The organism is Desulfosporosinus meridiei DSM 13257, assembly GCF_000231385.2.
GTDB classification, from domain to species: Bacteria; Bacillota; Desulfitobacteriia; order Desulfitobacteriales; family Desulfitobacteriaceae; genus Desulfosporosinus; species Desulfosporosinus meridiei.
The window spans coordinates 4,325,994-4,339,712 of sequence record NC_018515.1 but is presented as its reverse complement, the minus strand read 5'-3'; the positions used below and the strand labels follow the sequence as shown (position 1 = coordinate 4,339,712).

The 13,719-nt window shown below is 39.4% G+C and carries 11 protein-coding genes; all 11 read left to right on the top strand.

Going from position 1 to position 13,719, the window contains the following annotated elements; all coding sequences use genetic code 11:
* The first annotated feature begins 18 nt into the window (after positions 1–18).
* The 11 genes from DESMER_RS20050 (at position 19) to DESMER_RS20000 (ending at position 13,664) form a co-directional block, all read left to right on the top strand.
* A complete protein-coding gene (locus DESMER_RS20050; RefSeq protein WP_014904898.1) occupies positions 19–1,029 on the top strand; it encodes a GHMP family kinase ATP-binding protein in 1,011 nt (336 codons plus the stop codon).
* A 15-nt stretch (positions 1,030–1,044) separates the two neighbouring features.
* Positions 1,045–2,334 carry an HAD-IIIA family hydrolase gene (locus DESMER_RS20045; RefSeq protein ID WP_014904897.1) on the top strand — a complete coding sequence of 430 codons (1,290 nt, stop codon included), beginning with the start codon at positions 1,045–1,047 and terminating at the stop codon, positions 2,332–2,334.
* 4 nt (positions 2,335–2,338) lie between these two features.
* On the top strand, positions 2,339–2,992 hold the full coding sequence (locus DESMER_RS20040) for a D-sedoheptulose-7-phosphate isomerase (RefSeq protein ID WP_014904896.1): 654 nt from the start codon (positions 2,339–2,341) through the stop codon (positions 2,990–2,992).
* A gap of 250 nt (positions 2,993–3,242) precedes the next feature.
* Positions 3,243–4,322 (top strand): glycosyltransferase family 4 protein, encoded by a 1,080-nt coding sequence (locus DESMER_RS20035; protein WP_014904895.1) that lies wholly within the window; start codon positions 3,243–3,245, stop codon positions 4,320–4,322.
* Positions 4,323–4,327: 5 nt separating this feature from the next.
* A complete protein-coding gene (locus tag DESMER_RS20030) occupies positions 4,328–5,473 on the top strand; it encodes a glycoside hydrolase family 99-like domain-containing protein (protein ID WP_014904894.1) in 1,146 nt (381 codons plus the stop codon).
* A gap of 45 nt (positions 5,474–5,518) precedes the next feature.
* Positions 5,519–6,712, top strand: a complete 1,194-nt coding sequence (locus DESMER_RS20025) for a hypothetical protein (protein WP_014904893.1) — start codon at positions 5,519–5,521, stop codon at positions 6,710–6,712.
* A 1,195-nt stretch (positions 6,713–7,907) separates the two neighbouring features.
* Positions 7,908–9,116, top strand: a complete 1,209-nt coding sequence (locus DESMER_RS20020) for a glycosyltransferase (protein ID WP_014904892.1) — start codon at positions 7,908–7,910, stop codon at positions 9,114–9,116.
* An 18-nt stretch (positions 9,117–9,134) separates the two neighbouring features.
* Complete coding sequence (locus tag DESMER_RS20015) at positions 9,135–10,232, top strand: polysaccharide pyruvyl transferase family protein (RefSeq protein ID WP_014904891.1); 1,098 nt, start codon at positions 9,135–9,137, stop codon at positions 10,230–10,232.
* Positions 10,233–10,824: 592 nt separating this feature from the next.
* Positions 10,825–12,225 (top strand): lipopolysaccharide biosynthesis protein, encoded by a 1,401-nt coding sequence (locus DESMER_RS20010; protein ID WP_014904890.1) that lies wholly within the window; start codon positions 10,825–10,827, stop codon positions 12,223–12,225.
* A 10-nt stretch (positions 12,226–12,235) separates the two neighbouring features.
* Positions 12,236–12,556: a hypothetical protein gene (locus DESMER_RS20005; protein ID WP_014904889.1), complete on the top strand. Its 321-nt coding sequence runs from the start codon at positions 12,236–12,238 to the stop codon at positions 12,554–12,556.
* 274 nt (positions 12,557–12,830) lie between these two features.
* Positions 12,831–13,664, top strand: a complete 834-nt coding sequence (locus DESMER_RS20000; protein WP_014904888.1) for a glycosyltransferase family 32 protein — start codon at positions 12,831–12,833, stop codon at positions 13,662–13,664.
* The last annotated feature ends 55 nt before the right edge of the window (positions 13,665–13,719 follow it).

The window sequence follows — 13,719 nt, the reverse complement described above, 5'->3', positions numbered from 1 at the left end:
TGATAAGGAGAAAGAAAGATGATTATCACAAGAACACCTTTCCGTATGTCATTTTTTGGTGGTGGAACAGATATGGAAAAGTTCTTCAAGGAGCATGGTGGAGCAGTGTTGTCCACTACATTTGACAAATACTGCTATGTGAACGTCCGTCATCTGCCTCAATTCTTTGATTATAGTACTGAGTTAGCATATTCCAAGATGGAGCGAATTTCTGATGTTGAAGATATCCAGCATCCGGCTATTCGTAATGCTATGAGGATGCTGGATATCTATGAGATTCGTCTTACCTATGAAGCTGATCTTCCCGCTCGTTCCGGATTAGGAACGAGCAGTTCATTTGCAGTAGGGATGCTGAATGCGTTCTATGCTCTTAAAGGTAGGTATGCGGACAAAAAGAGGCTGGCAGATGAAGCAATTTATCTTGAGCGTGTTCTTTGTAATGAGGCTGGTGGTTGGCAGGATCAGATTGCGGCTTCGTTTGGAGGTTTCAATCGTATTAATTTTAATGCGGATGGGTATGAGGTACTGCCGGTCATTATTTCTCCGGAGAGAAAATACCAGCTCAATAGTAATCTAATGATGTTTTTTACTGGATTCACCAGATTCTCTGCTGAGATTCAGGCAGCCAATGCTGTTACAGCGAAAGATAAGCTCGTACAGCTAAAAGAGATGTATGCGTTGGTTGATGAAGCAGAGAAAGTGTTGAAAGATAAGAATGCAGATTTAGACGACTTCGGTCGCCTGCTCGATCACACTTGGAGATTAAAGCGTCAGACCGGTGCTAAGGTATCCACTGACGGCATTGATGGCCTTTATGCCAAAGGGATTGCGGCTGGTGCATTGGGCGGCAAATTGCTTGGTGCCGGTGGTGGTGGTTTCCTTGTGTTTTATGTGCAACATGATTATCAAGCTGCAGTAAAGGAAGCAATGTGTGATCAGTTGTACGTTCCTTTTGAGTTTGAAAACAGCGGGACGAGAGTAATTCATTACACATCTGAAAACTATGAACCGCGAGTGAAAGTCGGATAAAAGGTGAGGACTCTTATGAAAGTAGTTATCATGGCGGGCGGCAAAGGAACACGAATTGCGTCGGTCAATTCTGAAGTGCCGAAACCAATGATCCCGATAATGAATAAGCCGATATTAGAATATCAAATTGAAAGTCTAAAAGTACAGGGATACGCAGATCTTATCCTGGTAGTAGGACACTTAGGCGATGTCATAACTGATTACTTTGGAAATGGCTCTAAATTTGGTGTGTCCATCAAATACGTCATTGAAGACATACCCCTAGGAACTGCTGGTGCACTGTACCTGATAAAAGACGAACTGAAGGAAGACTTTCTCCTTCTTAATGGAGACATCATCTTTGATATTAACATCGATCGCTTCTACCGATACCACAAGGAACGTGGAGGGGTAGTCACTCTATTTACTCACCCCAACGATCACCCGTATGATAGCGGTATCATCGTTGCGGATGATACCAGCTGTGTTCAGAACTGGTTACACAAGGAAGATGAACGGTTGTGGTATCGCAACCGAGTCAATGCCGGAATTCACTTGTTGTCGGCACGTATTTTTGAGGATTTTGCAGGCATTGGATTGTTTAGGGAACTTAAAAAAACAGATCTCGACCGCGATGTGTTGGAGCCGCTTATTCCTACAGGTCAACTTTATATATATGACAGCCCCGAATATGTAAAGGACATGGGAACGCCAGATCGCTTCCGTAAAGTTACAGAAGACATTAAATCTGGAAAAGTTCATGCAAAAAACCTGAGCCATAAACAAAAGGCTGTATTTTTAGATCGTGATGGCACCATCAATAAGTATATGGGTTTTCTGAGAAATATTGATGACTTTGAATTGCTATCAGGTGTAGCTGAGGCTATAAAGAAGATTAACGCATCCGGATACCTTGTAATAGTTGTTACCAATCAGCCGGTTATTGCACGAGGCGAAGTCACATATGAGCAACTCAGAGAAATCCATAATAAAATGGAGACACTGCTTGGACAGGAAGGAGCCTACATAGACGCAATTTACTTCTGCCCTCATCATCCACACAAGGGGTATGAGGGAGAGATTCCAGAATTAAAGTTCGACTGTGATTGTCGCAAACCAAAGCCGGGGATGCTTTTGAAAGCGGCAGAAGGCTTTAATATTGATTTGAGCCAGTCTTGGTTGATTGGCGATGGAGAGAGCGACATGAAGGCTGGAAACGCCGGCGGCTGTCACACAGCGTTGGTGGGTGGTCGGGTTGAAATAGATGATATAGAGAAGTATGACGGCTTGATGGATTTTTCTGAAGAAAAATTCGGAGGACAATAAGAGCATGAGAGGATTAAAAGAGAAGCTCAAAAAGCACATTGATTTACTCATTTCGCGGTATCCAGTACTTGAAGGTATCAGTCAAGATATTATAGATGCGTATCTTGTAATGGAAGAATGTTATGAGAGTGGCGGCAAAATGTTGATTGCCGGAAACGGAGGCTCTGCTGCAGACTCCGAACATATTGTTGGAGAACTTATGAAACGATTTAAAATCCCCCGTCCCGTCAGTGCAGAATTTGCGGAAAAGCTGAAGAAAATTGACACTGAAAGAGGTATAGCGTTGGCAAGCAACCTCGAATGTTCCCTAATGGCGATTCCTCTTGTTGGCCATGAGGCATTGACTACGGCATACATCAATGATGTAGATGGGCTTAGTGTATTTGCACAGCAGCTATTCGGATATGGTAGACCGGGTGACGTTTTCTTGGGAATTTCAACTTCAGGAAATAGTAAAAATGTTATGAATGCCACTGTAGTTGCCAGAGCTTCCGGTATCAAGGTGATTGGATTAACTGGAGCTAAAGGCGGAGAACTTGCATCAGTAGCTGACGTGGCTGTAAAGGTGCCGGAAACGGAAACCTATATGATTCAGGAAATGCACCTGCCGATTTATCATTGCTGGTGTCTCATGCTGGAAGACAAGTTTTTTGGGTGAGCGAGTAAATGTAGCACATTTGGCAATATACCAGAAAGCAAGAAGCAAGAGCGAAGTTTTGGAACAAAGAAAAATATTGCTGAATAAGGCTAAAGAAAGAACAATGATATATGAACATATTGGTGACATGATATCGTTGGCGATGTTCAAAGTTGAAACGTAAACTGGATGGAGTTAGAAGATTCCCATGAAGTAGCTGTTTTAACATGCTGGTTTGTTGGAGAAAGGTATTATAAACGGGGGTAAGCACATGGAAAGAAACGGGATCTGCTTGATTACATTTTCAAACAATGCTGATCATCAGAACACCTTATACAGTATGTTTCAAGCACTTTATCCTGAACATGAAGTATATACGATTGGCATCAACAATCCTAAATCTGCGATTGCGCCGCATACGGATAATAACTTCTATTTTGAGTGCCCTTTGCGCCCAGGATTTGCCAAAGGCTCTTTTCGGTTTGATATTATTATGAAGATGGTGCGCTTGATTTGGGAGAAGCAGATTCGATATATATATTTTGAAAATATGCATATGTGGAACGCATTTCTGATGATAGCCTGCAGGAAAGTTGTAAAAATTCAGGCTGTACATGATGTGATTCCTCATGATGGAAATAAAGCAATGGCTGTTTGTAATTACGTTACCAGTAAATTGGCTGACCGTGTCATCTTGCGGAATTACAAGTATAAGGAATTACTTTCCCAAAAATATCATATCAAACAAGAGCATATAACCTGCTTTGAGCTGTGGCGCTCATTTCGAAAAGAAGAGCCAATTACATATAGCAAAACATTCCTGTGCTTCGGCCGCATTCGCCGATACAAAGGGTTTGATCTTCTGGATCAAATTGTGCAGAAGACGCCGGATATTAATTATCACATCGTAGGCGAACCGGATGAAGAGAGCCAAGAAATTGTTGAGAAGCTCAAGCAGCATCCCAATGTGGAAATAGTGGATCGTGAAGTATCTGATATTGAGATGGAGGCGTGTTTTCAAAATGCAGATTGGATCGTATTACCATATTTCAGTGCAACGCAGTCTGGAGTAATTACGGATGCCTGTCGCTTTTCACGGCCGGTCATTGCCTTTGACGTCGGAGCGATCAGTGAACAGGTGGCTGACGGTGAAACGGGCTTTCTTGTTCCTGCGGGGAACATTGAACGATTTGCTGAGACAGTGAGGGAAGCGAATGGATTTTCACGGGAGGAAACGGCTAGATTTGCCCATAATGCGTATGAGTTCGGATACAAAAAGTACGCTGCGGAGGCTGTAGCGGATAAATTTGTTGGGGTTGTTAAGAATTGCCATGAGAAACTGAAAGGGTAGAGAAGATGGATAAGACAAAAATCTTGGCGCTGTATCTGCCGCAATATTATGAGACAAACTACAATAGCGATTGGTGGGTACAAGGATACACAGAATGGACAGCTTGTAAACAGGCAATCCCTTTATTCAAAGGGCATTATCAGCCTAAAGTCCCCCTAAATAATCATTATTATGACCTAAGTAGAAAAGAAGAAATCCAATCACAGATTGAAATGGCAAAAAAGTACGGCATCGATGGATTTGTGATTTATCAATATTACTCTTGCAATGAAAGCGAATATGGGGACAAAAATGGAATTCATGGTAGCATGCTTTTGAATAAACCTACTGAAATTGTTCGTGAAAGTCCTAAACTTAATATTCCATTCTGCATGTACTGGGCCAATCACGATTGGAGAAAAATGTGGTTTGGGCAGAACCCCAAAATGCTATGGCCACAATACTATGGAGACGAAGCGGATTGGAAGGAGTTCTTTCTGTACAATCTTGCCTATTTCAAAGATAATCGATATATAAAAGTCAATAATAAACCAGTATATTTTATTTTTGCGGCTTGGCATTTCAAGGAAATTGAGAAATTTATGGATTGTTGGAATCAATGGGCGAAGGAAAATGGTTTTGATGGGATATTTTTTGTAAAAACTGAAGATGCGCATACGTCAGACCAACTTGGCCAGTTTGACGCCGTGTACCGCAGGGAACCCTTTTATACTTTTGCAAAGGGCTTTTCCAAATTTGATTTTGTCTTGCGGCTGCTTCGCACGCGAACAAGTAAGCTATTAAACAGAGTCTTGAACAAAGTAGGGAAAGGCCTCATCGGTTATACCTGTGACTATGACAAAGCGTGGCAGAGCATTATTACTCGTGAAGATATAGGGCCGCTTGTCATACCGGGAGCATTTGCAGATTGGGATAACACAGCGCGTAAGCGATATAATGCTCAAATAATAAAGGGTGCTGATCCAATAAAATTTAGAAAATATTTAAAACTATTGATGGACAAGTGCTGTGAAAAGCAGGTTCCATTTATCGTCATAAACGCATGGAATGAATGGGCTGAGGGCGCTTACTTAGAGCCAGATGAGAAAAATGCTTATGCATATCTAGAAGCGATTGAAAATGTACAAGCTTGTCGGAGAATGATGGGGTAAGGATAACTAAGTTTTAATCATAAAGCAATGGAATGGAGAAATAAGATGATACTGCTCTATATGTGGATTTTTGGCTATATTTTTTATAAGAAATTGCATGCCTTGAGCAGGTATAAGCGTCAGATTCTAATTTCTTTTTTTATTATCTACATAGTTGCAATGGTTGCATATGAACTGTATGTCGAAAATTCGGTGGGTTGGGAGTATGGTATACCATATGATAATGATACAGGTTGGATTTTTAGAGCAGCTGATGCAATGCATTCAGGGATATCGTGGGATAGATTATATCTACTAGTTACAAGTAGCTTAGACTACGATTTAAGCAATAGGGCATTATCAATAAGTAATCTAGGGCAATACTTATATGCTGCTTGGGTGAGTTCTGCAATATATTATCCGACAATATTTGATATACATGTGAACTTATATCTGTTTTATGTGGTCCAATGCATGATGGTATTCATTGCAGGAATTGATTTGTCGAATACAGTGCTTGCAATACAGAATCGTATTGAGAAGCCAAAAAAAATTCCGTATATATCGGTTTGCTTTGCTTTCCTGTTTTGCCCAATTATACAGTTTAGTGCCTACAAATTATTGAGAGAATCAATTTATTTGCTGCTCATGGTTGAGTTGTTAGCTATTGCTATTCAAGAAAATACAGGAAAAAAATATTTGAAGTGTGGAGTTTTGTCTACTCTTTGTTTACTGATACGTCCACTTACTATTGTATATATTGTACCGCTTTTAGCATATTACATATTCCACAAGAGAATTGGCAGCATAGTAAACATGGCTCTATGCGGGATTTTGCTTGCTGGTTCTTCAATAGTGCATTACATCGGAAATTTGTTAGGATGGGCATATAATATTGGTGCGGTAAACCTGTCTGAAATGGTGCATTTACTTCTGTTCCCAAATGTGATGAATCAATTTGAGAACTTGGTTCATCTGGCTAGAGACCCATCATGGGTGACGATTGAATATTTTCTTCAGTCTGTTTGGAATATACCATATGTAGTTCTTGCTTTCTTGGGATTTATACTAATGAGGAAAAGAACTAGTGACTGGAGTTTTTGGAGCATACTATTTCTTAACTGCCTAATGTTTTATTCGATTCCGTACAGTATAGAATATTTAACCCCACGTTATAAACTTATATTTATAGTGCCACTGTTCTATTTTATAGCTGTTGGTTTAAGTCTTATAAGTAAGCGTGTACGTGTAAGCATATGAAGTATATGATTGTGGTATATTGAGCTCAGCTGGGTGTTTACAAATCCTTTGTTTTTTGTACTTGTTCGATTTCAGGCTTTGCAGATAGCGTGAGTTTCAAACAAAGCAATAATTAGAACAATTAGCTTAGGCAAGCATATGCTAATCTTGCTGATCCATTTGCTATGTTAAAACTTTAGTCTTCTATCAAGATTTTGGATCTGAACTCCCTATCGTTATGGGTCACTACAGGCTGATTTTGAATCACTTTAGCTTTTTCAATGGCCTTTAATACATGCTCTGTGGATAAACTATCCGATACCTGCAGCATATGATATTCATAGAGGACAGATCCATCACACGCGTCAGATAAACAAATCCAGATAGGGTGTAAACATACGTATATACGTAACCCAAACAGTGTTGGCTGCCTTCGGATTAAAGTCTCTATTAAGAACGTTTTTAAGCTTATTATCGAAATCAGAATCGATGAAAGCCCGACCCCTGTGATTAATAGTGCCATTATTTGTAATAGCACTTGTCATCCATTTACTTAAGGCTGACTTGCTAACTTTAAGGTCTATGGCTGGCTATTTGTACTAGGCTTTTGCCAGATGAATGATAATAGTCTACAGCATCTTGCTTGAATTCATCACTTATATTATTGTTTGTGTTTTCCCATTAAACATTCATCCAGGTTTTTTTATAATAAACTTGGGAAAATCTCTATCTATTCTAACAGTAGTTTAAACTATATAGCTGTTGTATAAAGTACGCTCCCTGATTATTATGTTGCCGCATACACCGTACTTGAAAAGGAGGGTTTTTGGTGGATAGCTTATTGTATTCTAGAAATTGGGATACCGCTGGTAGCAAATATGCTGTTCAATAAGGGAAGGGCTGCATGGAGAGAAAGGAATTGAGAAGATAATCAAAAAACGAATGATGGGTTGGATGTACTGCTTATTCTAGCTATCTTATGGTCGTATCGGTATATGCTTTTCAAGACAAATACTGTGGATTCTGTTGAACCATCATCGTTGCATATTTGCTTCTATGCTTGATCCGTAGACTTACATAGCTTACACGTTCATCAACCAGCTAAGAATTCTTGTGTTTGGACTTATTAAGAAGAATAAACTGTAGATAGAGTATGTGCTTTATTGGAAGAGATGCTGCATCGATTACCATAGGAGTGCAGTAAGGGAGCGGAATAATGAGGTTTCTATCGATTTCGCCGGTCATTCCATACGAAAGGATTGGCCATGCGGGTGGTAAAACTTATAATTATTATATTAAAAGATTGGCAGCTGAGCCGGGGATCGAGGTGTCAATTCTCGGATTCAGCCGGAAAAGTGATTTGCATCTATATGATTTGGAAGAATATCAGATTCCACATACCATCCTGCTAAGCAGTGGTTCAATGGATATAAATGTAACAAGAGTACTTGTGGATGCCATGGGGAAAATATCCACATATGGCGCTTTGTTCTCAACATACAAAAAGACCGAGATTATGAAACATCTAGCAAAATTATCTGCCAGTAATGCTTCACCGGATGTAATTGAACTGGAGTGGACAGATTTCGCCTTGCTTGCGACGGTAATCTATAGAACCTATCCGAAGGTTAAGCTGATTGCTTCCGAACATGATGTCAGCTTTTTGGGTGCAGAGCGAAAGTACTTACAGGCATCAGGATATAAGCAAAAAAGATTGAAATCTCATTATATGAAATTAAAAAAGGCGGAATTATCTGCGCTCAATTGCTGTTCTGTCGTAATGCCACACAGTTATAAAGATAAGGCTCTTCTGGTTCAACACGGTATTGATAGTGATAGAATCCATGTTTTGACACCATACTTCCACGACATGCGTTATATTGTGCGTACTGAAATCAATCACGATATCCTGTTTTGGGGTGCCATGTACCGACCGGAAAACTATGAGGCCGCAATATGGTTTGTTGAAAATGTCATGCCGTTGTTGGTTGATAAGGATGTACGCTTCATTGTTGCAGGAAACCGGCCGCCGGCAAAACTTATTCACAGCCAAAGCGAAAAAGTAATTGTAACCGGCTTTGTTGAGGACGAAACGCCTTATTTCGCCCACAGTATGTGTTTTGTTTCTCCGTTGCTGACTGGGGCAGGAATAAAGGTAAAAGTGATTGAGGCGCTTTCTGCGGGTATACCGATTTTGACCAACGACATCGGGATTGAGGGAATACCTGCAGAAAATGGCGTCAGCTATTTCCGTTGCATTGATCCAGTAGACTATGCTACGATCATTTGTAAATTGCTTAGTGGTGAAATTGACCTTAAAAAACTCTTGGAAAATCAGCACGAAGTCATTGAGCGGAATTTCAATCTGGAACAATCAGTAAAAGATTACGTTGATATGGTGAAGAGAACCGGCAATGGGTTTTGACGGTTTAGGAGGTAAGAAATGAGAAAAAATGTGTTGATCTCAACGACACGTCAATGGAATCCTGGGGATGAATTCATTATGCAGGGTACATTGAATATACTTACGGAAGCCTTTGGAGACAGATATAATCCCATTATTTTTAATCGAAATCCAGACATTCGCGGAGGAAGCAAATGGCGAAATCCATCCAGAAAAATGAGGTTGACACATTGGTGGGACAAGAAAAACTTTAGGGGAAAAGGCATTCTTCAAGAAGCATTAAGGATTGGCCACTTTGACAATTCTTATAAGGATGACATGAATCCAGAAAACATCGATTTAGCTTTGTTTGCGGGTTCTCCAGAATGGTTCGGGAGTAGATTGATTCCTATGTACGAAGCAATAGAAGCTGCAAGTATTCCAACAATTTTTTTAGGACTGGGCGCAGGCAACCGATCGGCGTTTTCCTCCGCTATTCCTGCGGTTGACCGTGTCTTGCAAAAAGCAAAAATAATAACGACTCGTGAAAGAGATACGGAAAAACTTTTGGAGAAGTATGGTGCGAAATATGTTCCTTGTCCAGCATTATTGGCCGCAAACAGTAATCATGTCGTAACGCATGTTAATCGAATAGGATTGATCTACGCCACAAGCTACACGATTTCTGGGAATAACGTTTCAAATGTGATGCATAACTACTTGATGAAACTCTTCCCGGAAATTATCAAAAGATATGATGTTGGTATTGTCTGTCATTATATCGACGAATTGGATCAGGCTATGAGGGAATTTCCTGGAGTTGATATTTACTATTCATATGATTCGAAAGATTATGCTAATATTTTCAAATCCTTTGATTTGGTGATTGGTGGCCGTGTGCATGGCATAGGTATGGGTGCTTCTTTAGGCATACCAGGAATCATGATTCGGCACGACAGTAGATCTAAGACGACGGATGGTTTTTTAGCTTCTTCAATAGACATTGGCACACCAATATCGGAAGTCATTCGTTTGATAGAAGAAATGAAAGCGGGGAAGAAGGTGGAGACACTTTCCTTACAGTTGGTAGAACACAAAAAGAATGTAATGAATCGGTACGTCGCCTTGCTACAAGAAAAATTAGGCGGGTGGAACTAACTCTTGTGATTTGAGGCACGGTTTAAGGACTGATTATCTACGCGACGGCGCTTTTATATCAATATTACGGGAGTTCACACAATTCGCAGATGTTCGTATGATGACTTATGGATGTGTAAGGAGTTCTTTAACGTGGTGAGGATCCAATAAAGACAATAAGCAGAGCTCCGATTTTGTTTGGTTGCACCTCGTGGAAGAAACTTATTACGGTTATTATTAACTCGTTTTGGCTTTACCTCTCAGTTTTGCAGACACTGTGTTTCTTCAGCTTGCCTTTAGCTAGCTCTTCACCTTGATTATTTCTATTGGCCCACACAGATCATTTTCGGTTCGGTAGCAAAAACGCAGTCGATTTGTTTAATCCGTAACACCAAGCAAATAGACCTTGAAACGATATAAGAATTTTTGGCCAATTTAATTAGAACAGCTTCAATGAGATAAACTTCTTATGATTTGCCAAACTAAGTTGGGGCAGAAGGAGATTTATAGCGCAGGTGAGTAACACTAAGTTAAAAGAATGCTTGATGTACATAAACGTGCACTAAAAATGGTAATGGAAGAATATTAACAAAAATAACAAAAGGGATATTTAATGAATAGGGAAAAAACGCTAATTAAAAAAACTGTTGTATTTGCAATTGGCAATTTTGGCTCGAAAGTCCTTGCCTATGTGATGGTGTTGGTTTACTCTAATTTTATCCGGCCGGATGATATGGGATACTATGACTTGATCCTTGCTACTGTTGCATTGCTGCAGCCGCTTATCATTTTTCAAATCAATGACGGCGTATATCGTTATCTGATAGGCGGAGAAAATGAAAATAGGCAGAAAATTCTAAGCACCGGATTTCAGTTCCTTTGCCTGACTACAAGTGCAGCTGGACTATGTTTTATTGCGCTAGTATGGGTATATCACTTGGAATATGCAGGCTGGATCGGACTATATTTCGCAAGCATGATGTTCTTTACCTATTTGCAAGACACTGTTCGCGGCCTGGGTGAGAGCAAGGTATATGCATTCTGCGGTATATTGAACAGCCTAATAATGTTGATTTGTCAGGTCATTGGACTAATGGTACTGGGACTTGGCGTGATTGCATTGCTGATTTCCATGATTATTGCAAATGTTGCATGCATTGTCTTTCTGTTTGTCTGGATAAAACAACTGCGCGGCGTTCTGAAATACGGATTGGACAAGGTTGTAGCTAAAAAACTGCTGCGATATTCTGCACCCTTGGTTCCAAACGCGATTTCCTGGTGGGTGGTGAACTCATGTGACAGATATATAATCCTGTTCTATTTAGGCATGGAGTTCAACGGAATTTATTCTATGGCCAACAAGTTCCCAACCATACTAACGACCATTACAAGCATTTTTTACTTAGCATGGCAAGAGTCAGCTATTAAAGAATACAAAACATCGAACCGCAATGAATTTTTCAGCAATATTTTTCACAGATATTATGTGCTACTGTTCTCATTGTGTATGTGTGCTATTCCTGCAACAAAACTCGTCATCGAACTGTTCGTAGCTACTGAATATAAATCGGCTTGGCTCTATACAGGCTTCTTATTTATGGGAGCTATGTTTAGTGCATTGTGTAGTTTTCTGGGTTTGGGATATCAGATTTCTAAAGAAACGAAGCGAAGTCTTGCGACAACAATATTGGCTGCGTTATTGAATGTCGCTATCAATATTGCGCTGATTCGGTTCATTGGTTTGCAGGCAGCAAGTTTTTCAACTTTTGCGGCATATCAGTTCCTGTTTATCATTCGGCTCAAGCATACGAAACGGTATTTTACTCTGGCAGTGAATTGGAAGGAGTTCATCCTCTTAGGGGGACTATGTCTGGTATTGATTGGGATTACAATGCTTTTTGATAGCTTGATTCTTTGCATTTTTCTTTGCATGGTTTGCATAATTTATGCTGTTTGGTTGAACTGTGCATTGATTTACCCTTTGATTAAAAGGTTGAGACGATATAGTGCATAAATGGTAATGTATGGCTTCAACTAGTTTTTCAATGACAATTACCGATAAGGAACCTATTGATAGTCCTAGGAATAAGCTGGCTACCGATGTGTATTTTAGTTATTCACCTGCTCAACAGGAAAAAGCGGGCTTAATGGCTAATAGATTTAGACTTCATTATTCAGTTGCAAATGGGTCTATTTCAGTTAACCAATACAATGAAACAGACTTGGGATCAACATCAGAATTACTAACCTCACTCGGTATTAATGTGTCAAAATCATTCTCATTTAATGGGAAAAGTTTCTCTCTAGATGCTCAAGATAAATCTTCATGCCGTACTGCCAGCTAGTTCGTTCAATATTACCAAGTAGAAGAGATACCCACAAATTTTGAAAACAGGGCGGGAATGTTATAAAAATAAGTCACCCTCAAGCAAATAATGCTAGTAGGTGACTTATTTTTATGCTCGCTCTATTGCTAACTCAGAATCTTGTCTTTTTATGTATAAATATAGAAATATTTAATTTTGATAATTTGCAAGGATTATTTATGTTCGCGTAGAAGTAGCTTAATGATAATTTGAAAAATTTTACATTTTTATTAACCCTATCTAAGGAGAAATTATGATACCTAAAGTTATTCACTACTGCTGGTTTGGGGGGAATCCTTTACCGGAACTAACTATGAGGTGTATTGAAAGTTGGAAGAAGTATTGTCCTGATTATGTTATTAAAGAGTGGAATGAAAGCAACTTTAAAATTGATTGTTGTGACTATGTAAAGGAGGCTTACGAGGCCAAAAAATGGGCTTTTGTAAGCGACTATGCGCGGTTTTGGATTTTGTTTCATGAAGGCGGGTTGTATTTTGACACAGATGTTGAACTAATCGGAAACATTGATGATCTTGTGTCGCGGGGGCCTTTTATGGGATTCGAAGTAGATATGGCAGATAGTGTACCTGGAACTGTAGCTCCAGGCCTGGGGTTAGCAGCTGAAAAGCGCAATTACTTATATGGAGCAATACTTGAGTATTATAATGATATACACTTTAGAAATGCCGATGGGTCATTAAATCAGACAACAATTGTTAAGCACACAACCCAAATACTCCAACATCATGGATTGACTAATCGAGAGGGAATACAATGTGTGAAGGGTATTTATATATACCCGAAAGAGTATTTTTGTCCTATGGATTACTTTACGGGAGATACAAAAATTACAAATAATACACGATCAATACACCATTATCAGATGTCCTGGAAGCAAAAAGAAGAAATTATGTATCATAATATTGAAAGAAAGTTAGGAAGACTTATTGGACAGAAATGTGCTTCCATAATTACACGTATAATTGATTTCCCGTTTAGAGTTAAGAAAAAAATTAGTACTATAGGATTAAAAAACACAGTGTTATATATGCTTAAAAAGCTTGGATTAGCTAACAAACTCGGTTGATTATTAAACATAGGGCAAATACGGAAATGGTTATGGATTTACTTAAGAAAGACGG